This is a genomic window from Enterococcus sp. DIV2449a (genome assembly GCF_051711225.1).
GTDB classification, from domain to species: domain Bacteria; phylum Bacillota; class Bacilli; order Lactobacillales; family Enterococcaceae; genus Enterococcus_D; species Enterococcus_D casseliflavus.
In genome coordinates this window covers 1-23,938 of record NZ_JBIOME010000004.1, presented here as the reverse complement: position 1 = coordinate 23,938, position 23,938 = coordinate 1, and the positions used below count along the sequence as shown (strand labels likewise).

The window sequence follows — 23,938 nt, the reverse complement described above, 5'->3', positions numbered from 1 at the left end:
TTCTTTACTCAGCTTTTATAGATACATATATCTATACCTTCAATTCCTTCTTCCAACATTCATAAGACTCAACAGTTGCACTTTTTTTCATTCTCCTGCAAATTCCACTAAACAATGACCACTTATAATCATCAAGAATGGCAGTACCTACTCCCCCTAATCCTAAGAAAAACAGTAAAAGTAAATATAAAAATAACATCATATTCGTCCATAACGATAAAAAAGTCAACAAAAGAGAAACTAAGCCTACTGTAACAAATGAAAAGAACAGAATACCATAATAAATCTTCAAAAGAACAGACCATTCTTTGATTCTATTAAGAACAGATAACTCCTCCTCCGTCATGAATCAGTCCACCTGTTCTTTCTTCTTCTTTGGATCAATACTCTTTAAAAACCTCTCCTCCAATACCAATAAATGACGATAAACATCATCCATCGACCAGCCTGAAGAAAGACTAAGACAATACAAAAAATCACAAGGCAACGTCTTTACGGTACGGTTTCTTGTTACCCAACTTGCTACTGTACTCTGCTTATAGCCATGCAACTCACAAAATTGCTCTACTGTCATCCCTAGCCGCGAAATAATAAATACATTGATCGGGTAGGGATATACAAAGGTATTGATACTCATAGTCAGAAAGACCTCCCACCATATTATTACGTTTGCGATAATAATACTACTCTTTCTTAAGACCAGCAAGCAAGGCGGAGAAAAAAAGGAACGTATCATAGATATAATGTAAAAGGCAATTTGCACCTTTTAGTTTCAACCTGTATCGATCATGAACAGATCTGTTTGCACACCGATCCTATTAGGTTCTATCAAGCGTTTCAGGGCTGTCTGGATAAACGTGTATTCTCTTCCAAAAGCTTCTGAGATCGCAGTGAAATAAGCCCCATGGCTTTCTTTTTTTAGCCGGATAACGGAGCGCATCAATCCATGTATCGAAGCTAGCATAATACCTCCATTACGACCAGCACGAACACGAAAATGAATTTTGTTCTCTTCTTTTAACTGCTTCAGTACTTTGTCCAGGGAACGTTTTGGGATCTTTAAACGTTCAGTTAACTCTTTTTTTGTAGAAAGAATGTATGGTTGTTCTTCATAGGATTGCTCATTCAAATAGGACAGTAGATCTTCTGCCCATTCATAACTATGTGAGTACTTGCGAACAGCTCTTTCTTTCTTGAATTTCCACCAACCCCGTTTTTTATTGAATAGCTGCTCTTCAGAAAGATTGGCATCGACCCACTCTTGGCATAATAGGACAACTTTTTCTCTGTGCGCTGCTTGATATTTTCCGGAGTAAGCGGAACGAATGATTCTGGTTAATTCTCGATCAGATAAAGGGTTAGCCAAGCGGTCATTGAATTCTAACATCGTCAATTCACATGCTTCTACTTCGTATCCTGACGAAAAGTATGCCAAAGACAAGGTGAATATGACATTATTTCGACCATATACGCCCTTTTCACCTTGTATTTTTTGACTTTTTAGCAACAGCTGGAACCATGGTTCATCGACTTGACGAAATTCTTGAGTAGATGGTAATACAAAAACGTTCTTGATCTCCGCTTTTTTGTCCGCATCTTCTCTCATTGACCAGTCGATCCATTCTTCGAAACTATAACGATACTGTGGTTCAAAGAATAAAACATTCTCTTCAGAAGGCATTCGTGTGATCCCAAAATGATTGGCATTTACATCAACTGGAAACCGATAATCATTTGAAAATTTGTTTCTTAGATTTTTTGAAATCATTTTGGCCACATTGATCACTTTAAAATTTGATTTCTTCGTCACGTATGCAGGCTTGTCTAGTACATAGAAAGCTTGAAATCCATGCGGTGTACGTAGAATCATTGTCGGCATAAAGCCGATCTCGTGACTAGCTAAGATAATTTCTCCGTAGTCAAAGTTTGGATCCAATGTGTCAAAATCAACAAAGAAAGTATTGATTTGGCGTAAATTGTCCTCAGAATGACCTTTTGTAAACATTCTGGCTTCATCAGCATACGTTCCATAGCGAAATACATTTGGTGTCCAATGAGTGAATCGATTATTGTTTTCGATCACCCCTTCTTCTGAAGTGATCACTAGTCCAATCCCCTCGATCATGTGTTCCTTTGAACGGTACGCAAAAATAGCCCCCTTTCCCGACTGATCACTAAAAGAGACCGGTTTTAAGTGGCTGTTTTTATATTTAAATTTACGGATACCATTTTGTAATACCGTCGAATATACGACATCCAAAGAAGCTGCCATGACTTTATTCCTTCCCAAACTAAAAGAGAACACAAATAATCTTAAAGATTTGTGTTCTCCCAATAGCTTAGAAGTCTTAAATGAATGACAAAATAAGCGTGTATATATTGAGTTGCTCGTCAAAAAATGGTAGAATAAGTCTGTAAGTTCGGATTGTCAGTCCGAAAAACTTATCAAAATTACATAAGTGGTTGTCAGCCACTTACATAACTTCTGAGACGAGCGAGAACACATAGGCTTTTTATGTGATTCAGATAGAATAGTGAGGCCAATTTCACTTTTTTATCCGTCTCTTTTTTTTTATGTAATTTTCTTTTAAAGTGTAAACTTTTTTTTAATGCTGTAAACCTTTTTTTTATACTACAAAGTTACCCTATTTTTAAACATTTGTAAAGATTATCAAGTGGCTTGATTATAAATTATATTTTATAAACTATAATTTATAAAATATAATTGACAACATATTTCCTTCTGGTATAATGTTCTTAGACAGATATATATATTATATTTTGCAATTTATATTTTATATTTTATAAACGGGAGGTTTGTTTAATGGAATTATCGCAAGAAAACTTGAAATTTGTTTTTGAATATAGAAATGTCGTCAGAAGACCATTAACTATTACTGTAGCAAATTCCAAGGGTGGAGTAGGTAAAACTACTATTATAAGATACTTGAGCTATGTACTTGCTAATATGGGATTTAAAGTGTTGGTAGTGGATGCCGATCCGCAATCAAATACTACAAAGACAATGTTGTTGACTAAAAATTATCACTCTAAAGACGATGACATTTTCATTATTGAAAAAACTATGCTAGCTGGAATCGTTGAACGAGATTTGAAACAATTAGTTCTTCCAATAATTGAAAACTTGGATTGCATTCCATCACATATAGATTTTAAAAACTTTCCAAAATATTTAACTAAGCTTTATGGGGACGCTATAGAAGGAATAGACGCTGATTATATCGAGGTCGAAAAAAACAGAATTTCAGTCTTGAAAGATTTACTTGAACCAGTCAAGCCGGATTACGATTTTGTTCTCATCGATACCCCACCTACTATGTCTGATTTCACTAGGAATGCTGCTTACGCTTCTGACTATATTATTATGGCTTTTCAAACTCAATCTGACAGCTTAGATGGCGTTGAAGATTATATATCAGAAGAAGTCACTCCACTTGTTGAAAAATTTGATTGTAAGACTGAAATAGTTGGAATACTTCCAAATCAGTTGAGTAAAGGTAGTATAGATCGCCAAGTTGTCAATGATGCTATCGAAAAGTTTGGTGATCAAAACCTTTTTGATAATATTTTACCACATGTTAAGCGAGTGCAAACAACACCGAGGACAGGTTTAAATACTGACACTTATTGGGACAAACTTGCTTATGAAGAAGTTTTTGTACCTTTAGCAAAAGATTTCATTCATAGAATAAAGTTATTCGAAGGAGAAAACTAACATGACCGATAATGCAAAACCAGGTTTCTTTTCAAAGCAAAAACCTGATAATTCTTATAAAGAAATCCCTAAACCGAAATCAGCATTTACTTCTGACAACACAGATTTACTAGAAAATATTCACCCTGAAGAAGACGTATTAAAGATAAACAACAAGTCGCTTGGTATACCAGCCATAGTCTGGTGCGAATTTACTGCTTTGCTTGATACTACTGATAATGATTATACCTATGAACTACTCGAAGAATTAATTCACGAAAGAACTGCACGTTTCGATCACAATCAAAAAACAACCTACAACCGAATATTAGAGCGTAAGAAAGATCAGGAAAGAGAACGGATATATAAGAAAGAAAAAAGGAAGAAGATATAAATCTTCTTCCTTTTTATATTTTGTAAAGTACAATTTATAATTTATATTTTGCAAATTATAAATTGTAACAAAAATTAAGCCTTTAAATACACATAATTACTCGCTGGCAGAGGTTTTATAAATATTGTTTTATAATTTATATTTTATAATTTATAAATATACCCAGCCGTGTTCTCTTGACTAGAAAAGCGAACGTGTGTTCTAATGTGTATGGTGAATGTACAATTTAAGTGCAACACCAAAAAAAGCCATAAACTAAATTCCTGTATAATGGTGTTTGACGAACAATCATTAGGAGGAATTTAGCCATGGCTTCATACACACATCTTACTACACATGAAAGAGAATTGATATTCTTATACCACGGATTTGGATTTTCTTATCGCCGTATCGGACGGCTTATCAAAAGAAACCCTTCAACTGTCATGCGTGAGTTAAAACGTCACTCGACAAAGAAACGCGCTTATTCACCATCTGTTGCTCAAAAAACATACAAGAAAAATAAGAAACGTTGTGGTAAGAAGCGATTGCTAGATTCCTCTCCATTAAAAGAATGTGTTAGAAAGTTATTTTTAGAAAACCAATGGTCTCCAGAACAAATTTCTCAGAGAATCAAGTTAGAAAATAACGGTGAATCGATTAGCTATAACACGATTTATCGCGCTATCTATCGTGGATTATTCAATGATGGTTTTACAAAAGATAGTAAAGAGGCTAGAAGGAAGCTGCGTCGCAAAGGAAAGCCTAAAAAAAGCGCTCTTGATGGACGAGGACAATTCAACGATGCCCCTAGAATTCACGATCGACCAATTTCAGCAGAAAAAAGAAGTGAAATCGGTCACTGGGAAGCCGACACAGTGATTGGTGCTTAAGGGAAAACTTGTTTGGTCACACTTGTTGATCGGAAATCACGTTTTCTTCTGGCAAAGAAGACACCAAAAAAAGACTCTAAATCGGTCAAGAAGACAATTATTGATTTGTTTTCCGGGGTCAAACAAGCAAATCTTAAAACGATTACGCCTGACAGGGGACAAGAGTTTATGCTTTATCATGAATTTAGTAAAGCATGCGGTATTGACTGTTTTTTTGCGGATCCTTATAGTCCTTGGCAACGGGGAACAAATGAAAATACTAATGGACTACTGCGAGAATACCTACCCAAAGGGCAAGATTTAACTGAAGTATTAGACAGTACAGTGGATCTATTTGTTTCTAAACTAAATCTACGACCCAAGAAGTGTTTGGGTTGGAAAACACCTTATGAGGTCTTTTATGACAAGGTGTTGCACTTAATTTGACAATCTGCGTATATAAAACGTATCTTTTTTTAGAAAAGGGGATTTATCATGGTTATGCAATTTGGCGTAAATCCAAGGTTTGACTATACTAAAGAACCCTCACGAGATATTCTTTGTATCGACTGTAAGTCATTTTATGGTGCGAAACGTTCCTAACTGAAAAGGTTAGGCACACAAGATTTTCTTGTGTAGAACTAATGATTTGAGGAGTGAAATGACGGTGTAACGCCCTGAAGCGCTCCCTCTGATACTCCGATTGGCAATACCTTAAGTTAGAATAGGAATTGTCAAAAGCTCGGTAAAGTCGGCTGAGAGTTACCGCAGTTGCATTATGCAATCGAAAGCTGTTCAGCGGTGAATGGTGTAACCTATAGGCCGGGAGTCCAGAAATTACTCATGGTGAGAATGTGCAGCTGCACTGACGAACTCGCGAATGTACGAATCTATAAGCTTGGGGTACAGAAATGTATCTTACCCGCACAAATATTACTGTGACAAAGGGTGTAGCTTGCGGTTAAGTAAGAATCGTAGATATGAACAACCGTGCAATGTAGTAGGCATTGGAAAGTTACAGGTTCAGAGTGAGCGCCTAAAAGTAAATGTAGGGATAAAATCATTGGAACGTTGAAAGCTAGTGTCGTGGAGGACTAACTTCCTTTGAAACGGTTGAGACGAAGAATAATAAGCTCATTTACACTAGTGAGAGTAGTGGCACAGTACCTATGAAGCAGTGATAATAAGCTGTGGAGGGATAGCCACAAGTCAATTTGCTTTACTAACAGTTATGATACAATCCATAGAATCGAGTATGACAAAATAAACGCCGACGTCCGAAAGGAGGCGGTGCTATGGAAAACGTATCAGCATCACATTCAATTCGCCATATGGAATATTATGGTCTTATTGATAGCTTTGATTCTCTTTACAAAGAGAGTAGCGAGAACAAAATTTTCAGTAACCTTATGGAAATTGTCACTTCTCCTAATAACATTCTATTGGCATTTCGGAATGTTAAAGGAAATTCTGGTAGTACTTCCCCAGGCGTCGACAAAAAGAATATTGATGATTTAAAAGCAATACCGAATATCGAGTTTATAAAAACTGTTCAAACAAAATTTTCAGAATATAAACCGCAACCAGTTAAACGAGTAGATATTCCTAAGCCAAATGGGAAAACTAGACCACTAGGTATACCAACAATATGGGATAGAATCATACAACAGTGTCTACTACAAGTTTTAGAACCGATCATGGAAGCAAAGTTTCATGATAAGAACTATGGTTTCCGACCTAACCGGTCGGCACATCATGCATTCGCTCAAGCAGTACGAATGGCGCAACTTTCAAAACTAACTTTTGTAGTAGACATAGACATAGAAGGATTCTTTGATAACGTAAACCATTCAAAACTTATTAAACAGTTTTGGACATTAGGGGTACGTGATAAATGGCTTCTAGGTGTTATCCGAGCAATGCTTAAAGCACCTATTATTCATAGGGATGGACGCATTGAACATCCAAAGAAAGGAACCCCGCAAGGCGGTGTTCTCTCTCCACTTCTTGCCAATGTTGTTTTGAATGAACTGGACTGGTGGATATCTTCTCAATGGGAAACACACCCGACTAGGAAAAACTACGATTGTTATCATCAAACAAGAAAGCAATGGATTAAGAGCAACAAATATCGAGCACTGCGTGCTTCGAAACTAAAAGAGATTTATATTGTTAGATACGCAGATGACTTCAAAATCTTCTGTAGAAAACGAAGTGACGCAGACAAAATCTTTCTAGCCACTAAATTATGGTTAAAAGACCGACTGAAACTTGATATAAGTGCTGAAAAATCAAAGGTAGTGAATCTAAAGAAACAGAAATCTGATTTTCTCGGATTCACAATGAAACTGGTACGCAAAAGAAAAAGCTTTGTGATTGAAACGCACATGTGCGCCAACTAAAACACGACGGACTCACTCCGATGGAAATCAGAAGTAAGGCTGTCGCTTAAGTCTTTTTATTAACCTGTAAGAGGAGATAGAGAAAGGGACTTTCTCTATCTCCTCTGAAGGCCAGTTCGAGTGAAACTCGAACAAATCTTTTTGTTTTTTTTGACTGTCTACTTGACAGGGAGCAGTTCAAAATAACTTTTGGATTTTATGGTCTTTTTGCTCGTAGATAAATAATTCTGTTTCCGCCTCTTTTTAACGATATACTAAAACAGAAATTGTCGCATTTTTCGCCATGTAACTAGCCTGTGTGCCTAAGTATTTCCGGATAGGGTTACGTGATTTAGAACCAATGATTAATAAATCAGCCTTTGAAATTGGAATAAATTCTTTGACAATAACTTCACCCGGATTTCCTTGACCAATGAGAACTTCCACATCTGTTAGTCCTTGCTCTTTTGCGTAAGTACGATAGGTTTCACCTTGGCGAATTAATTTTTCTCGAGCGTTCTTTAAAAAGGTCTTATCCAGAATTTCATACGTATTAATGTCTTCGTTTTCTAAAACAAGTGCGATGATAAGCGAAGAGTCTTCTAGTTTCGCGCGATGGACAGCATAATGGAAGGCTTTTAACGCATCTTCTGACTCTTCCACACCAACTAAAATTCGTTTGAACGCATACATATTGCTCCTCCTACTCCGTTTCACGCATATTATTTAATTGAATGCGCGCATTTAATTTTTTGTTTCCTTTATATAGATCATAAACTGTCCATGCCAACAAAAGAAGCACAATAGCTATCGTAAAGTAGGCAATGCTATCTGCAATGACAAGATCTGTTTTACTTGCGTTGTCACCGAAGAACCCTTCAATTTGTCCGGGCAATCCGATTAGATTTAAATATGTTAATCCGATGACTGAAATCCAACCTAATAAGCGAATGATCCATGAGTTTTTGAAGCGATCACCCATTTCAAGACTACTATCCGTCATCATGAGTAGTGGGACCATTGAGAATGGTAAGGCAAAAGCTAGAAAGACTTGAGAATTATTCATTAACGTATTTAACGCAGTATGTTCTTCAATAGCCGATTTACCACTGGTTAACGCCACACAGACTAAAACCGGAATCACCGAGATTAAACGAGTAACAAGGCGCCGTAACCAAATCGGCATTTTCATATGAATGAAACCTTCCATGATTACTTGTCCTGTCAAAGTACCAGTAATCGTAGAATTTTGACCAGATGCAAGTAGCGCAACTGCAAAGAGAGTAGACAATAAACCAGATTTCGCAACCTGAACTAGGATACCATTACTTAAAGTTGAAGGATCTGATAAGGCTTCATACAATCCAAAGAAGGATGGATCTTGGACAGCTCCAGTTTTAAATACAGCAACACCCATAATAAGAAGCAACGAGTTAACAAAGAAAGCCATCGTTAATTGAATATTAGAATCCCATGTGGTAAAGCGAACTGCTTCGGCAACATCATCTTCATCGCTATGATCAATGGCACGTGTTTGAGAAACAGCCGAATGCAAGTACAGATTATGCGGCATCACAGTTGCTCCAATAATTCCTAGTGCGCCTGTTAGAGGAGTTTGACCGCCGATACTTTTCGATGAAGAGAATGTTTCGCTTGTTGGAATAAAGCCTTTCATCACGGCAGCCCAATCTGGATTTGATAGAGCAACTTGATAGACAAAGACAAAAAGAATGACAAAAATCAAACAAACCACGATTGCTTCGATCTTACGGAATCCGACTTTTGTCAACAATAAAAGCAACAAGACATCAAAGACGGTAATAAAAACAGCATACAATAAGGGAATATCAAATAGTAGGTATAAGGCAATAGCTGCCCCGATAACCTCGGCAATATCTGTGGCCATAATCGCTAATTCAGTTAAAATCCACAAAATAATACCTAATGATTTGCTCGTACGCACTCGAATCGCTTGCGCCAAGTCCATCTGAGTGACGATTCCTAGTTTAGCTGCCATGTATTGTAAAAGCATAGCAATCAAGCTAGACATTAAGATCACCGACATTAATAGGTATTGAAAATTTTGTCCACCAGTAATAGAAGTGGACCAGTTTCCCGGATCCATGTAGCCGACTGCCACAAGTGCACCCGGCCCCGAGTATGCGAACAATGTTTTCCAAAATCCCATACCTTTAGGAACAACGACCGTCCCATTTATTTCCTCAAGTGATGGACCATTGGCGTGTTCCATCAACTTGTGCTTATGAGCATGATTTTCATTTTTACTCAAGAAGATAACCACCTTTCATTTCTTTTCAACGCTAGTTTACTCCTCAAATGAAAAAAAAAAAAGGATTTTTTTCGGAATGCCTAAAAAAAATGATAGGCACATCGACGTTTAACTCTAACTACCTAGTGGATTAACGTATTAAATTGAAATAAATATAATATAAAATAGGATTTTGATAGTTGCATCTGATTATCGTTATCAATTAGAGGATTATATTATCATTCGAAAAGTTGTGGTGCTACACTCTTTTTGTGAAATAGAGGAGGAGAACAATGAAAAATTACCAACGATTTATTCTAACTTTAACAATCGGTTTCGCAGCCTTACTAGCTGAATTTCTATTCAAAAATCCGACAATAGCTTATATGATTGTAGCGATTACGGGTGGGTTAATTGCCATTCAAATGTTGATTGGCATGATTGCTACACTGCGTTCGGGAAAATACGGTGTGGATATTTTAGCTATTACTGCCATTGTAGCGACATTGGCGGTCGGTCAATATTGGGCTAGTTTAGTTGTGCTAATTATGCTTACTGGTGGAGATAGTCTAGAAGATTATGCTAGCCGACAAGCTAGTAAAGAATTACAAGAATTGTTAAGCCATTCCCCTCAACTTGCTCATGTGATTAAGGGAGCGGAAATCATTGATTGCAAAGCTGAGACGGTGCAACTCGGTGAGCTTGTCTTAGTTAAACCAGGTGAGCTTGTACCAGTGGATGGTGTGATTAAAGAAGGTCAGACGACGTTGGATGAATCTTCTTTAACAGGTGAGTCATTACCAGTCGAAAGAGGAATTGGCGATGAAGTGATGTCAGGGTCGCTAAATGGCGATCAAGCATTTCGTTTTAAAGTAACTAAAGTAGCTGCTGATAGTCAATACCAATTATTGGTCAAATTAGTAAAAGAATCGGCTCAAAAACCGGCCAATTTTGTTCGTTTAGCAGATCGGTATGCGGTACCTTTCACGATTATTGCGTATGTGATTGGTAGTTTGGCATGGTTTTTCTCTAAAGATCCGGTACGCTTTGCAGAAGTCCTAGTAGTCGCATCACCGTGTCCTTTAATCTTAGCTGCTCCGATTGCGCTAGTCGCAGGTATGAGTCGGTCTAGCCGCAATGGTATCGTGGTGAAAAATGGGACAACCATCGAAAAACTTGCAACCGCTAAAAGCTTTTCATTTGATAAGACGGGGACAATAACAGAAGGAGCGCTCTACATTGATCAATTATCTTATACGAGTGGTTATACGGAAAAAACATTTTTACAACTCGTAGCCAGTGCGGAGCAAGAATCGGGGCATGTCATTGCACGCTCCATTGTTCGGGAAGCCAAAGAAAAAGGTGTGGCATTATTGCCAGTGAAAGATTTGGAAGAAGTGACTGGTCAAGGTGTCGTATGCTTTATTGAAGGAAACGAAGTAAAAGTAGGTAAATCGACCTTCGTAGGGAAGAAAGATGTCCATCGCTTAACAAACGAAGTCGCGGTATTTGTTGCTGTGAATGGTGTCATGATAGGACATGTGACTATGAAAGATCAAGTCCGTCAAGAGGCAAAGGAAACGATGCAAATGCTAAAGGCGGAAGGAGTAGAGAGCATCCATTTATTAACAGGAGATAAGCAAGAAGTAGCAGATAGTATTGCAGACCAAGTAGGCATTGATGTGGTGCATGCTGATTGTCTACCGCAAGATAAAATCGCCTATATTCAAGAAATCCCAGCGCCACTTAGACCAACAGTCATGGTCGGTGATGGAGTAAATGATGCTCCAGCTCTTTCCGTAGCGGATATCGGAATAGCGATGGGGGCGCATGGTTCGACAGCTGCCAGTGAAAGTGCAGATATTGTTATTTTGAAAGATGATTTGGCTAAAGTAGCTCAAGCCAGAGACATTGCTAAACGAACAATGGTCGTAGCGAAACAATCGGTATTGATTGGTATCATTATTTGTTGTGTATTAATGGTAATAGCTAGCTTTGGAATCATTCCAACATTATTAGGGGCGGCTTTACAAGAAGTGATAGATACGGTTGCGATTTTATCGGCTTTACGAGCACGAAATGATACAAAATAGTAAAGAGGCTGAGATAGAATGATTCAGCGACAATAAACCAGAAAATCCAGCAATTGTTTTGATATGCTCCCAACATAGTAGACACTAGAAAAAACAAAAATTTCTAGACTACTATGTTGGGAGTTTTTTATATGTCAAAAAGAGTAAAGTTTAGCGTTGATGAAAAATTATATTCTGTTAATCAAGTGTTACAAGGGAGGATATCTAGAAATGCTGAAGCAAAAAGAATCGGTATCAGTATCGGGACTTTGCATGATTGGCTTCGTAAGTTCGAAGAAGGTGGTTCTGAACGACTTAAGGAACTTAGAACGTGGACGACATACTCAGAGGAAACCAAGTTATGTGCTGTTAAAGCCGTCATAGACGGAGGGGAATCCAAACTGTCTGTAGTCAAAAAGTATTCTATTTCAGGTAACAGTGTTTTGAATAAGTGGATTTCCAAGTATACTAGTGGTAGCGAAGTTAAATCCACTAGCAAAGGAAGGTCAAAATCCCGTATGACTAAAGGCAGAAAAACCGACTATAAAGAACGAATTGAAATCGTGCAGTACACGATTGCTCATGAACTTGCCTATGATAAGGCAATCGAGAAGTATCAGGTGAGTTACCAACAGGTTTATTCGTGGGTGCGAAAATACCAATCACTTGGACAAGAAGGATTGAAAGACGGACGTGGTCGCAAAAAGAGTCTAGAGGAACTAACAGAGCTAGATTGTCTCAAACTAGAAAATAAGAAGCTTCAAGCAGAAAAAGAACACCTTGAGATGGAGGTGGCTATCCAAAAAAAGTTGCAAGAAATTCGGGATCGATTCAAACGCTAGCGCTATCTCGAAAAGAAGCGAAATTTTTAGCAGTCAAAGAGCTTAATGAAGAGCGTGGTTGGCCAATCAGCCGACTTTGCCAACTAGTAACTGTCTCAACGCAGGGGTATTACAAATGGAGCAAACGTGTTCCGACTAGCCAGGATGAAGAAACGCAACACATCGCTGAAGTCAATACTGAAATCCATCTTGGATGTAAGAAAATCTACGGTTATCGCCGAATGACAGTGGCTGTGAATAAAAAGCTGGAAACGCGCTATAATTGCAAACGAATTCACCGTATTATGCGTATTCTAGGATTCTATTCGGTTATTAGAAGACCGCGTCCGTCTTGGCAACGGTCAAATCCTATTCATCTAGCAGAGAATATTTTGAATCGTAACTTCGACGCCGCCACGTCCCCAAATCAGATTTGGTGTACAGACATCACTGAGTTTAAATATGGGAATGGTCAGAAAGAATTTCTGAGTGCGATCGTTGATCTTTGGGACAAGTCTATCATCGCCTATGTATTGAGTCCTAGAAATGATAATGAAATCGTCATGGATACACTAAAACAGGCCTTTGAAGCCAACCCAGGAGCACGACCACTGATCCACAGTGACCGTGGGTTCCAGTATACTTCTCATGCTTACAAAACATTGAGAGATACGTACAAATTTACCGCAAGTATGTCACGAGTTTCGAAATGTCTAGATAACCAACCAATCGAAAGCTTTTGGGGCACTTTAAAAGCAGAGCGTTACTACCTGAATAACTATGCGACCAGAGAAGCTTTGGTCACGGACGTGGAAGACTATATTCACTTCTATAATCACAAACGTATCACACTAAAACACGACGGACTCACTCCGATGGAAATCAGAAGTAAGGCTGTCGCTTAAGTCTTTTTATTAACCTGTAAGAGGAGATAGAGAAAGGGACTTTCTCTATCTCCTCTGAAGGCCAGTTCGAGTGAAACTCGAACAAATCTTTTTGTTTTTTTTGACTGTCTACTTGACAGGGAGCAGTTCAGATTCGCTTGTTTATGATCAATTCTGTTTAATTCTATCTAGGATCACTTCAAATGTTTCAAAGGTATCTATATCTAACTGGCACAGCCAAAGCAAGTATTTCTTTTCCTTATATGTCCAGTCGACAGTAGGGTAGGACGACAGCAAATTGGTGTACCTTGCTCTTTGCTCACTTGAAGCCAGTTGCCAGCGCTTTTCAAATATTTTTTCTTCTTCCATTATCGATCCCCCAAAAAGAACGCTGCCTGAAACTTCAATAACGGGCAGCGCAAGTCTAATGACGAAGATCTAAGTATATCATAACAAACAATTATGAAAAAACTTAGAAGGTGCTAAATGTTCTACCGTCTTTTGCTTTGCTTCTATTCTTAATGTGTTTCATTATGGTCGCTCTACATAATTTTTCATTGATCACGCACTCGTTAATTGTTGAGTACTTCCTTACATTGCTTTCTTGATCAATCACTCTTATTCCATTTGCATCATGGTAGTTCATAGGAGAAGCTCGACCATCAGAAATAGCTGCTCTTATCTTTTGAACTTCTTTTACAATTTCTGGAAAATTCATCCATCCTGACTCAGATGTCATATGTAATAATCTATAGTACTTATCTTTTTTTTCAATCTAGGGATTCACCACTCCATTTTTTCTTCTATTATAAACTATTTAGTATTTACAATTCAAAAGCTCATTGCATGTTTAAAGTGTACCCTAAATACACATTGATATTATGTTGAAAAATCTAGCGTTCTGACGTATGATTAGGGTGTATTTTAAATGCTTAAGAAAAGTAGGAAATAAATTTGAAAATTGCTTATATTCGAGTTTCATCCATCGATCAAAATGAACAACGCCAAATTGAAGAAATGGAAAAGTTTGGCGCTGAAAAAATTTTTATAGAAAAGCAATCTGGAGCAACTATCAGTCATCGGCCAATTTTTCAGGAAGCTTTAGATTTTGTCAGAGAGCAAGATATTTTTATTGTAGAAGCCATTGATCGACTTGGACGAAATTATGACGAAATTATCGATTCAGTTAATTATCTAAAGAAGAAGAATGTGCGACTTATTATCACCAGTTTACCAATCATGGCTGAAGCAATCGGAAATCCTCTCCTGGATAAATTCATCAAAGACTTAATCATTCAAATCTTAGCCATGATTGCCGAACAAGAGCGTACTGAATCTAAACGACGCCAGGCACAAGGAATTAAGATTGCTAAAGCAAACGGCGTCTATAAAGGTCGTCCTAAGTTATACAGTGCAGAAACAAAAGATCCTCAGCGACGCCTTGTTTATAAAAGCATCGTTCAGGATCTGGAGAATGGAGTTGCTATCTCAAAGATTGCAAAAGACTATAATGTGACTAGGCAAACAGTTTACCGAATAAAAAAAGAAATGGATCAACTAATTGTATGATTTCTTTTTTAAATCACGTAATTATGAATAGCTTTGTTATCAAGATAGCCAATCAAGTAAAATTCATCTAGCTAAGTTGATTATATTTATGATAACGAGAAATTAGTTGACATAAATATAATCAACACAATAATCATGCTGATTTAAAGCTATTTATCACCGATAACTGCTGGATAGCAAAATAAAGCGCAACAAACCTCCGCAAACTTATATTGATGCTCGTTATTTAATATGATACGATGTGCCTGCATACGGTAGGTAATACGATTTGATTATGAACACAGATATGATAGCCTTGTATCGGCTGAGCTGACTTGTCTTAAGTTAGGTCCTAGTTGGAAGCGGATCTCATATCTGTGAAGGTTCATTGTCAAATCATTCGTTGCCGTAGTAATTAATAGAGCAAAGGAGCTAGTTTGATACATGGTATATAAGCATTTAACCGCTGAAGAGCGTGGGAAAATTGAGGCCTATCTTGACGAAGGATTACGACCAGCTGAAATAGCACGTAGATTAGATCGCCATCGTTCAACAATCACTCGGGAGATTCAACGGGGGACTGAAGCTAGAAAAGCCAACAGTATCGCACGGTTGCCTTATCAAGCTTCAAGTGCACAAAATATCGCTAAATTGCGGAAAAAGAACTGTGGAGTTACTAAAAAAGCCACGATTCATAATACTAAAACTATTTTAAAATATCTGAATCTAAAATATTCTCCAGAACAAATTGCACATTCCGTTAAAAGCGTAAAGGTATGTACATCCACGATCTATAACTGGATTTACTCAAAAACCATTGATTTCAACATCAAAAAGCTTAGGAGACATGGAAAAAGATATAAAGTAAAGTCATCTGGATCGAAGATTCGCATTGATCGAGCTTTCTTTGAAAATAGAACCATTGATTTGCGCCCAGAAGCTGTTCAGCTTCGTACAGAATTTGGTCATTGGGAAGCTGATACAGTAGTTTCAAAACGAGGCATATCAACCTGTCTCGCAACTTTTATCGAAAGAAAGACACGACAATACGTAGCGATTAAACTCCCTAATAAAACAGGTCGCGCTATGATGGCAGCGATTAAAAAACTAATAGAAATGTATCCTCAAGGGGTAAAATCTATTACTTGTGATCGAGGAACTGAATTTGTAAATCAATTTCAAGTCGGTCTTATTGAAGACACCTTCGGGTGCAAAATTTACTATGCAAATCCGTATGCACCTCATGAACGTGGTTCTAACGAAAATCATAATGGATTACTTAGAGAATATTTCCCTAAACCGTTTAATTTTAAGAATGTCTCGCAACGTATCGTCGATGACGCTGTAGAAAACTTAAATACTAGACCAAGAAAAATTCTAAAGTGGAAAACACCAGCTCAAAAGTTTAAACTAGAATACGCGAGAATTACATGATATTTTCAAGAGAACATTTCATTCGTTATGAAATGATTTTGTCGAACAATCGTATCAATTCAAGTTTATCAATAGGGATAAAAAGAGCAAAAGACGAACTATGTTTATATAAAAGCAATGTATAGTTGCGCTTAATCTTAACATTCGCCTATCACCGATAACTTTGCATAATATATCTTATGTAAACTAACAAAACAAAAAAAGAAGCTTTTAAATATTATACAAGCTTCTTTTTGGTTTTATTAATTATACTCTCGGCAATTTTAATAAGTTATCATTTTCACTGCTATTTGGTTGCGATCTAACATATTTCTGAGTTCCATTTTTAGCAGCTAACAATACAGGAAACGGCTTTAAATCTACAACAATTTTAGAATCTGGATTTTCAACAATGAAGTCGTGAATGGTTTCCTTCATATAAAAGCCAGAGTTTACAACACCTTCTAAATAAATTTCTTTTATCTCTGTTAAGGAATCAGTATTTTCTTTACCATCATTCATTTTTATCTTCGTTGCTTTAATCATAACAATATTACCTCCTTATTATTTGATGTTACCTATAATGGCGGATGATCTCCACCACCATACCATTTATCTGTAGCTAACCAAAGCTCAAAAAAGAATAACCACTCTATAATCCAAGGGATGATTGTGTTAGAAATCCAATTATCCCTTTTCCATTCAAATTTCCCAGGATTATAAAGACACAAACTTATTTTTTTATTTTTTATATCTTTCTTATAAATATGAGGTATTTCTTTTTTTATTATATTCGTTGGTAAGTTATTAAGCCACGATTCACAAATACCATCAATGTTATAGATAATTTCAATAGAATACTTTTTAGAAATTTCCGTAGGTTTTAACAATATATTGATAATTAATCTATTATTTTTCAATTTAATATTAGCATTAGGATAGTGAATCTTCATATCTAAATATTGTTGGGCTAAAGTTTTTTTAATACTTATTCACCGCCATAGAATGTATGGTTAGCTATTGGTTTCTTTTTGTTATTACTATCGGTCGATAAGAAATCGTTCTCATTCAACCCTAATCCATTGTTGTTTTTGATCTTAGAAATTGATTCTCCATAAGACTCAAAGGAAGTGTTAACTAAATCTTGACCAAAATTTCTTGAGAGTCTTTCCTTAAGAGAATCCAAACCTTCAATAAAGTTTACAGGATCATCTACGATATCTGATTTGGCTTTTAAAAGCCAAGAAAAAAAAGCATCTTTTCTTTCGGGATTATCCCGCCATCTATCTGTAAAGTTTTCAGTAGAATCTACCGGATTATAAACATTGTAATTCCCATATTGATCAATCTCGATATATTTTTCCATATTATATATAATGTTTGATAATGCTATAAATAGATCTTGTTCACCATTATATGCTTTTGCTGCCAACGTAGTAATTATTATTGAGCTTGGTCTGTATTTTTCTCCTTCAAATGCTATATCCCTATGACGTTTAAGTATTTGAATAACTTTTTGTAAAGGAGTTCTTACCTGATATAGTTTCACTTCCTCTATATCAACATTGTTTCTTTTGGAAAAAGCTTCTCTAGATTCGTTAAAAATGTCTAACATCTCATTAGTAAACCAATTGCGAAACCCCTTTGGATTACTAAGACCAAATACATACTCACCTGAGTCAATTTTTTCAGTCAATACAATTTTTGTATCAAACTCACTTGTGGAATAAGGGATACATGGCAATATATCCATATGATATTTATAATAGTTTAAAGTCCAGCATCTTTTCCCCTCACTATCAAGCTTTTCTGAATAGAGCTTACTTTGTTTTAGTCTATTACCGATAATATTTTTCACTTCTTTGGGTGTTAAATTTTGTCCATTAGTAATACGACATACAAGATCAACATCATATTCACCATTTCGATCTGTGGCTAATGGCTTAATAATTGTCCCTAAGCTCAATGATCCTTGTGGAAATATAGAGATATTTAACTCTTCTTCTAATTCTCCTAAATAGGATCCTACAGCCTTATATGAGTTAACAATTTCTTCATTATCCGTTCTTGAAATATTTAAAGACTCTGAAATATGATGAAAAATTTTACTCAAAGTTTCATTTATCATAGTTGCCTCATTCCTCAAATTATTAATTTGAATATATTTAAAAGCATAACTAACTTTAATATACTATAGATATAATATTTAATCTATACGATGTATTTGGAATGTTGACCTATTTTTCTATCCAAACCATCTAGAGACACCTTTGTAGCTTCAATATCTAAATTATCACACCATAAATACTGTTTATTTTTACTTGTATTTGCCAAAATTTTGGTTTCTAATGACTTATCACTAAAAGTAACTTTATAAATCTCATAAATATTGTACTCATTCATTTTAAATGGTTCACTAAATCTTATACCCGTTTCAATACTTTTTTTAAATTCAAATTGAACTTCCTTCAAATCCTGAATTTCAAGTACGCCTGTATCTACCAACTCCTCAATAAATTCTCTAGTAACTGTACATTCCCTATTTTTTCTAGAATGAAACCAATCAACAACACTTAATACATTATTACCTGGAACAAAAATTCTTAAATCATTTTTGTCATGGAATTGACTGGATGTTACATCAGAAATATTCAATCTGTTCTTTATTTCATTAAAACTATCAAAATAATGAAAAACTCCACCTAATGGTTGAAATTGGTCAACTCTGCCTCCTTTAATCAACAAATATTTATTATCTATACAAATAGAAAATAAATATGATAAACTCATTCTTACTTTTTTCTTGCTTAAAAAGAGTCCTTTAATTCTTGTAACTATTTTCTTTCTATTAGTAATCATGGCTGTAACAAGTATTCCTACAATAGCTCCCCTAACATCTTGAAAAACTTCCATTTAAATTCTCCTTATTATCTACAATTAGGTGAGAATAGCATATTTGCTAGTATCCACCTGAAAATTTTAACCGTAATATATGCCAAAAATACAATACTCATACATATATGAAATTATAGTTAACTCATCCAATAATAGATTACTATTATAATAATTGGATAGAAGTTCATTAAACTTTACAAATTTCGTTTCAGGAATAGACAACAATCCTAATCCTTGGCTAAACATGATCTTATTAGCAGTTAACAATGCTGTTCGCTTATTGCCGTCCCAAAATATTTGATTTTTCGCAATGAATAGAAACAGTCGCAATGCTTTTTCTGTCTCTGATATCTCTTGATTCATTATCTCGTCATATTGATTCTTTATCTCATCTTCAGTTAACATTGGAGGAACATACCTTCCCTGAATAGTCGAGACTTCTACTCCCCCGGTTCGTATTTCACCAGGAAAAAGGGCATCCTCCGCTGCAACGATCCGATTAATCCGCTTACTTGTCTCTAACAGGGGCTCCTGTACGTCGTTTAAAAGCATTTCAAAGCCTCTTTTTAAGTTAACGACGGTCAGGACATCATCTACCGCCACGTTATTGGCCCGATTATACTTGATAATCTCTTCTGTTTGTAATAGCGTTGTATTCAATCCTTCAAATTTCCCCGCATTATACACCAGTTCCACAATATTTTTCTTCAATAAATACACCGACTCTTTGCGCGATAAGTGGTATTTATCCGGAAAGTTAGGTCGCTTTTCTTCGTTCATTTTCTCACCTCTTGAATTTTTCCTTCTATTATATAGCGTATTATTCTGTCATAGATCCAAACTCTTTACGGCAGTATCTTTGTCTTCCTGAGTGATCCCAATATAGCGTAAGGTCTCCCGTTGTGAAGAATGATTGAGCAGCGACTGAATAATTTCTGTTTTGGTCCCTTGTTTGTACAAAAAATAGCCGAAGGTTTTGCGCATCGAATGGGGACCAATTTCTTTTAACCCAACCGCCGTTCCTGCTTCATGAATGATCCGCCAAAGACTTTGTCGGGTCAAAGGCGTATCTGCTCCTTTGCGACTTGGAAACAAATAATTGCTGAAGTCTTGTACTTGCAGCTGCTCAGGAAATTCTGATTGGACATAATCGAGAATCACTTTTCGTAATTTGTTTGAAATGAAGACCGAATTATGTTTGGCCGTTTTTTGTTCCTTCATGGCCAGACGTTCTTTGACAATCACCCGCCCACGGGAAATTTCTAACACATCACTTAATTTCAACTGCCTTAAATCGGAGATTCGATACGCTGTATTGATCCCGATCGAAAAAAGCACCAAATTTCGTTGCCCATATTTTCCGGAAGCCAAAATGGCCTTCATGGCATCGATCTTTTTTTTGTCGCGAATCGGTTCCACGCTCTTCATTTTTAGTCCCCTCTCAAATGTTACTTAATATGATTATAACAGATAATAAGTCACATTTAAACAAGCTATAGAAAAAAGGCTCTAAAAGAAAAGTGATTTCCTCTTAGAGCCTCTAAGGATTGAGCAATTTTAACGAATGTGACAGAATCAGATTGTGTCACATTTGTTTCAAAAGATTTACATAGAACCTTCAAACTATTAAACTAGCGATAAGGCATTAAACTTAATTTAAAAATATAAAAAAATTTATACACTTTTTAAATGACAAGTGAACATAAACTTGACCAGTGATTTGGATGTAATTTAAAAATTATTTATCATTTTAAAAATCTAAGTTAAATTTAAATATTATTTTCGCATTGTTTAATTATCGTTTTAGAGTGATTTCACTTAACAGAATTTCTTACTACAATTTTGTGCTTTACAATTTTGGATTTTACTTTTTCATCTTTATCCACGATTTTTAGTAACATACCAATTGCATCACTACCCATCTCATGAAAAGGTTGTGACACTGTTGTTAATGCTGGTGTACTCATTCTTGCAGCTAATGAATTGTCATAACCTATTATTGAAAGTTCATTGGGAATTTTAATCCCTACTTCAGAACAAGCTGACATTACTCCTAATGCTGTCTCGTCGCTGGCACAGACAATTCCGTCATAGGCAAGACCTGCTTGTACAATTTTCTTCATATTCTGCTTTCCAGAATCAAAACTATAATCACCAAAATAAATATCCATATCAGAGTATGCAATTTGATGATGGATTAATGCTTCTTTAAATCCTTTTATCCGTGCTTTACCCGCAATACGATCTGATGGATTTACACCAATCAAAGCTAACTTTCGACTTCCTTTCTTGACTAAATAAGAAGTCGCATCAGCAATCGCCTCTTCATCATTGACCTTAATAAAAGGAATATCGCCACTCACCGTGTCTGCGGAAAGTAAAACACACGGAATGTTATGTTGCTTGATCAAATTAATTTCATCGATTGATAAGTCCACAGAGAAAATAATAAATCCATCAACATTTCTCTCCTTCATAAGTGTTATACTTTCCTTCATTCTGGATCCGTCTACACCTGCGTGGGTCAATATAACATTGTAGCCTCTTTGATACGCCTCATCTTCGATACCACTAATAATATCTCCATAAAAAGTAGTCGCATACTGTGGCATAATAATACCAAGTAGGTCGGATTTTTTACTTACCAATGATACTGCGGATTTATTCTGACTGTATCCTAACTTGTGCGTGATAGCTAAAATTTTTTGTTTTGTTTCTTCACTATATCCACCACGATCATTAATCACTCGGGAAACAGTAGCTATTGAGACATTCGCCTTCTTGGCAATATCTTTAATTGTATATTGCATAAAAACCTCCTGAGTAAACGCTTACGTTATTAGCTATAGTATTACACAAATATCTAGGAAATGCGAGAGATTTTTAGTAGAAAACCAACTGTTCTTCAATTATTTCATAATTAAGAACAGTTGGTTCATATTCTACTTTACCTTTTCAAGGTGTGAATCATGCTTATCAGCAAAAGTATTCGCTTAGTTTTCATTCCTTTGTAGAACGAAAATAAATCATATCCCAATATTCCAATGAAGGAACTGTGATTTCAATAAAGTTCCCTTGCGTATCAGAGCCATATGCCATCTTTAATTCTTTAGCAACAGAATTGTATGCGGGATCTGGGGAAGTAACCCAAGCACTTTCAAATGAGGCATCCGTATAATACTTAATGGTCACATCCTCAACTATAGTCGGCGTTTCTTTTTTGCCCTCATTGGCTCGCCAATCATTATCTGACACACCAAGCAAATTAATCATTTGAATGGTATCAAAACCATTTCCTGACTTACTATATACCCAGACTCTATTCGGCTGTCCATCTGTTGACTGCTCATGGTTGACAACTTCAATCAGATGTCCATTATCTTCTAATCCATCTCGTAAAAGATTTTGATATGCAACAATGAAATTCTGTAATTCTTTTTGACGTTCTTTATGTTCATCAGACATATACAAATTGTGCTTAGGAAAATATTCGTTAGATAGCATTTTATCACCATCACCTAGCTCTATACGTGACCCACCAGCCGCATATACGGCAGCATCTGTTAGAAGTACAGCTGACAAATTAAAAGGTTCATCTAACACACTTTCTGCATAGTCATATTCCATATATGCTGGAATTATCAAAGATTTTCCTCCACTTTGAGCCCTTGATGTATCAATCACATTTTTTAGACTTTGATAGGTATTGTACTGTTCTCCATCACTCGATGTATCCCATGGCCAAATTTCTGCGTATAAAACATCCACAGCTGATGTATTTACTTGTTCAATCCCTTGAGCGCCTACGGGATTAAATGATAATTGATAGCCATCTAATTCGTCTTTTACCTTATCTAAGAATGCTCTATAGCCATCCTTCACATAAATGCCTTTGGTCTCATCCCCAATCATGTCATAGGTCCACATTTTACCCCATTCGCCGACGGTATCTCCATGCCAGCCATCAAAACCCATTATCTGTAAGGCTTCTAAGTTTTTTGTAAGAATATAGTCCTGCCACTCGGAATTTTGTATATCAAAGAAAAAAAGATTGGATTGACCAGTAGGACTTGCCCCCATTGAAAATTGAAAACGATCCCCTTTATTTTTACCAACATCGTGATCTTCTGCATACCATAATCCCCACTCTTCCTTAATACCATATTGAGCATAATTATTGGTCGCTGCATAAATCATATTATATGACATATTTGTCATACCTTTGGCTGTGGCATCTGCAATATAACGCTTGACTGTTTCTCCACTAATTTTTCGTCCCGCCCAATCTTGCCATTCCATTGAACCATCTTCAGGAATTAATTGATGATGAAGATATTTCCAATCATAATATTCAATACCATTTAATTGCCATTGACTCATTTGTTCAATGATTGCTTTTGTATCTACATCTTTGCCAAAATTCGTCAAATACCCATATCTCGGAAATTTTGTCCATGTGCTAGAGACATCAATTGCTTTATTTGCTTGTGTAACTGTCTTACCTGCTTCGTTATTTACATTGATTTGCAATAGATATCCTTGAAAATCGGTATGTGGTGGCTCCCACTCAATCTTTAGCTCTCCTCGACCGTTGATTGTCTGCCATGCATCTGTTTGCTGGGCAATTATTTCTCCCAAATGTGTCACTACTAATTCATAGGATCCCTGATTTTTTTTGCCCTCATCCCCTAGTGA

23 protein-coding genes and 1 pseudogene are annotated in these 23,938 nt (G+C 36.2%); 9 read left to right on the top strand and 15 right to left on the bottom strand.

Translation table 11 applies throughout. The features are described 5' to 3' along the window. Window positions 1–31: 31 nt before the first annotated feature. The 3 genes from IGI76_RS17365 to IGI76_RS17355 all read right to left on the bottom strand — a co-directional run bounded on the left by IGI76_RS17365 (window position 32) and on the right by IGI76_RS17355 (window position 2,272). On the bottom strand, window positions 32–346 hold the full coding sequence (locus tag IGI76_RS17365) for a hypothetical protein (RefSeq protein ID WP_142437834.1): 315 nt from the start codon (window positions 344–346) through the stop codon (window positions 32–34). Between the two features lie 3 nt (window positions 347–349). Beyond that, on the bottom strand, window positions 350–637 hold the full coding sequence (locus IGI76_RS17360; protein WP_012481689.1) for a PrgN protein: 288 nt from the start codon (window positions 635–637) through the stop codon (window positions 350–352). Window positions 638–772: 135 nt separating this feature from the next. Then, window positions 773–2,272 (bottom strand): primase C-terminal domain-containing protein, encoded by a 1,500-nt coding sequence (locus tag IGI76_RS17355; protein ID WP_192415568.1) that lies wholly within the window; start codon window positions 2,270–2,272, stop codon window positions 773–775. A 552-nt stretch (window positions 2,273–2,824) separates the two neighbouring features. On the opposite strand from IGI76_RS17355, the gene IGI76_RS17350 reads away from it, so the two are divergent. From IGI76_RS17350 to ltrA, 4 genes and pseudogenes are all read left to right on the top strand, one after another. Further along, on the top strand, window positions 2,825–3,736 hold the full coding sequence (locus tag IGI76_RS17350; RefSeq protein WP_005237640.1) for a ParA family protein: 912 nt from the start codon (window positions 2,825–2,827) through the stop codon (window positions 3,734–3,736). A gap of 1 nt (window position 3,737) precedes the next feature. Further along, entirely contained in the window at window positions 3,738–4,109 is a 372-nt protein-coding gene (locus IGI76_RS17345) for a hypothetical protein (RefSeq protein ID WP_016612373.1), read from the top strand. Between the two features lie 308 nt (window positions 4,110–4,417). Beyond that, window positions 4,418–5,407, top strand: a pseudogene (locus IGI76_RS17340) (IS30 family transposase). 848 nt (window positions 5,408–6,255) lie between these two features. Then, on the top strand, window positions 6,256–7,362 hold the full coding sequence (ltrA, locus tag IGI76_RS17335; protein ID WP_225582047.1) for a group II intron reverse transcriptase/maturase: 1,107 nt from the start codon (window positions 6,256–6,258) through the stop codon (window positions 7,360–7,362). Between the two features lie 243 nt (window positions 7,363–7,605). Here ltrA and IGI76_RS17330 read toward each other — a convergent pair whose 3' ends face one another. Both IGI76_RS17330 and IGI76_RS17325 read right to left on the bottom strand, forming a co-directional pair. Further along, window positions 7,606–8,034, bottom strand: a complete 429-nt coding sequence (locus IGI76_RS17330; RefSeq protein ID WP_005237651.1) for a universal stress protein — start codon at window positions 8,032–8,034, stop codon at window positions 7,606–7,608. Between the two features lie 10 nt (window positions 8,035–8,044). Then, window positions 8,045–9,592 (bottom strand): Nramp family divalent metal transporter, encoded by a 1,548-nt coding sequence (locus IGI76_RS17325; RefSeq protein ID WP_438781814.1) that lies wholly within the window; start codon window positions 9,590–9,592, stop codon window positions 8,045–8,047. Between the two features lie 311 nt (window positions 9,593–9,903). Here IGI76_RS17325 and IGI76_RS17320 point away from each other — a divergent pair, with 311 nt between their 5' ends. The 3 genes from IGI76_RS17320 (at window position 9,904) to IGI76_RS17310 (ending at window position 13,408) form a co-directional block, all read left to right on the top strand. Next, window positions 9,904–11,703, top strand: a complete 1,800-nt coding sequence (locus tag IGI76_RS17320) for a heavy metal translocating P-type ATPase (protein WP_005237655.1) — start codon at window positions 9,904–9,906, stop codon at window positions 11,701–11,703. A gap of 131 nt (window positions 11,704–11,834) precedes the next feature. Then, window positions 11,835–12,524: a helix-turn-helix domain-containing protein gene (locus tag IGI76_RS17315; protein WP_034879047.1), complete on the top strand. Its 690-nt coding sequence runs from the start codon at window positions 11,835–11,837 to the stop codon at window positions 12,522–12,524. Continuing rightward, the gene (locus tag IGI76_RS17310; RefSeq protein WP_142437796.1) at window positions 12,512–13,408 is read left to right on the top strand and encodes an IS3 family transposase; all 897 of its coding nucleotides are present in this window, start codon (window positions 12,512–12,514) and stop codon (window positions 13,406–13,408) included. Before IGI76_RS17315 ends, IGI76_RS17310 begins: the two co-directional genes overlap by 13 nt. A gap of 147 nt (window positions 13,409–13,555) precedes the next feature. Here IGI76_RS17310 and IGI76_RS17305 read toward each other — a convergent pair whose 3' ends face one another. Both IGI76_RS17305 and IGI76_RS17300 read right to left on the bottom strand, forming a co-directional pair. Further along, a complete protein-coding gene (locus IGI76_RS17305; protein ID WP_005237664.1) occupies window positions 13,556–13,756 on the bottom strand; it encodes a hypothetical protein in 201 nt (66 codons plus the stop codon). A gap of 103 nt (window positions 13,757–13,859) precedes the next feature. Further along, complete coding sequence (locus IGI76_RS17300) at window positions 13,860–14,105, bottom strand: hypothetical protein (protein ID WP_246873371.1); 246 nt, start codon at window positions 14,103–14,105, stop codon at window positions 13,860–13,862. 236 nt (window positions 14,106–14,341) lie between these two features. Between IGI76_RS17300 and IGI76_RS17295 the strand changes: the two genes are divergently transcribed. Both IGI76_RS17295 and IGI76_RS17290 read left to right on the top strand, forming a co-directional pair. Further along, window positions 14,342–14,956, top strand: coding sequence for a recombinase family protein (locus IGI76_RS17295; protein WP_002345745.1), 615 nt, complete (start codon window positions 14,342–14,344; stop codon window positions 14,954–14,956). Window positions 14,957–15,379: 423 nt separating this feature from the next. Beyond that, window positions 15,380–16,369, top strand: a complete 990-nt coding sequence (locus IGI76_RS17290; RefSeq protein ID WP_438781357.1) for an IS30 family transposase — start codon at window positions 15,380–15,382, stop codon at window positions 16,367–16,369. A gap of 246 nt (window positions 16,370–16,615) precedes the next feature. Here the strand turns inward: IGI76_RS17290 and IGI76_RS17285 are convergent, their stop codons facing one another. The 8 genes from IGI76_RS17285 to IGI76_RS17250 form a co-directional block, all read right to left on the bottom strand. Next, window positions 16,616–16,894 (bottom strand): DUF3892 domain-containing protein, encoded by a 279-nt coding sequence (locus IGI76_RS17285; RefSeq protein ID WP_177952505.1) that lies wholly within the window; start codon window positions 16,892–16,894, stop codon window positions 16,616–16,618. Between the two features lie 32 nt (window positions 16,895–16,926). Next, window positions 16,927–17,301, bottom strand: a complete 375-nt coding sequence (locus IGI76_RS17280; protein WP_231432484.1) for a hypothetical protein — start codon at window positions 17,299–17,301, stop codon at window positions 16,927–16,929. A 35-nt stretch (window positions 17,302–17,336) separates the two neighbouring features. After that, window positions 17,337–18,476, bottom strand: coding sequence for a nucleotidyltransferase domain-containing protein (locus IGI76_RS17275; RefSeq protein WP_231432483.1), 1,140 nt, complete (start codon window positions 18,474–18,476; stop codon window positions 17,337–17,339). A gap of 83 nt (window positions 18,477–18,559) precedes the next feature. Continuing rightward, window positions 18,560–19,261: a hypothetical protein gene (locus IGI76_RS17270; RefSeq protein WP_231432482.1), complete on the bottom strand. Its 702-nt coding sequence runs from the start codon at window positions 19,259–19,261 to the stop codon at window positions 18,560–18,562. 66 nt (window positions 19,262–19,327) lie between these two features. Further along, window positions 19,328–20,023, bottom strand: coding sequence for a Fic family protein (locus IGI76_RS17265; RefSeq protein ID WP_438781884.1), 696 nt, complete (start codon window positions 20,021–20,023; stop codon window positions 19,328–19,330). Between the two features lie 48 nt (window positions 20,024–20,071). Further along, on the bottom strand, window positions 20,072–20,671 hold the full coding sequence (locus tag IGI76_RS17260; RefSeq protein ID WP_008382128.1) for a tyrosine-type recombinase/integrase: 600 nt from the start codon (window positions 20,669–20,671) through the stop codon (window positions 20,072–20,074). A gap of 386 nt (window positions 20,672–21,057) precedes the next feature. Continuing rightward, window positions 21,058–22,053: a LacI family DNA-binding transcriptional regulator gene (locus tag IGI76_RS17255; protein WP_118214701.1), complete on the bottom strand. Its 996-nt coding sequence runs from the start codon at window positions 22,051–22,053 to the stop codon at window positions 21,058–21,060. A 190-nt stretch (window positions 22,054–22,243) separates the two neighbouring features. Further along, the coding region (locus IGI76_RS17250; protein WP_438791800.1) for a glycoside hydrolase family 66 protein at window positions 22,244–23,938 on the bottom strand (1,695 nt) is incomplete at its 5' end.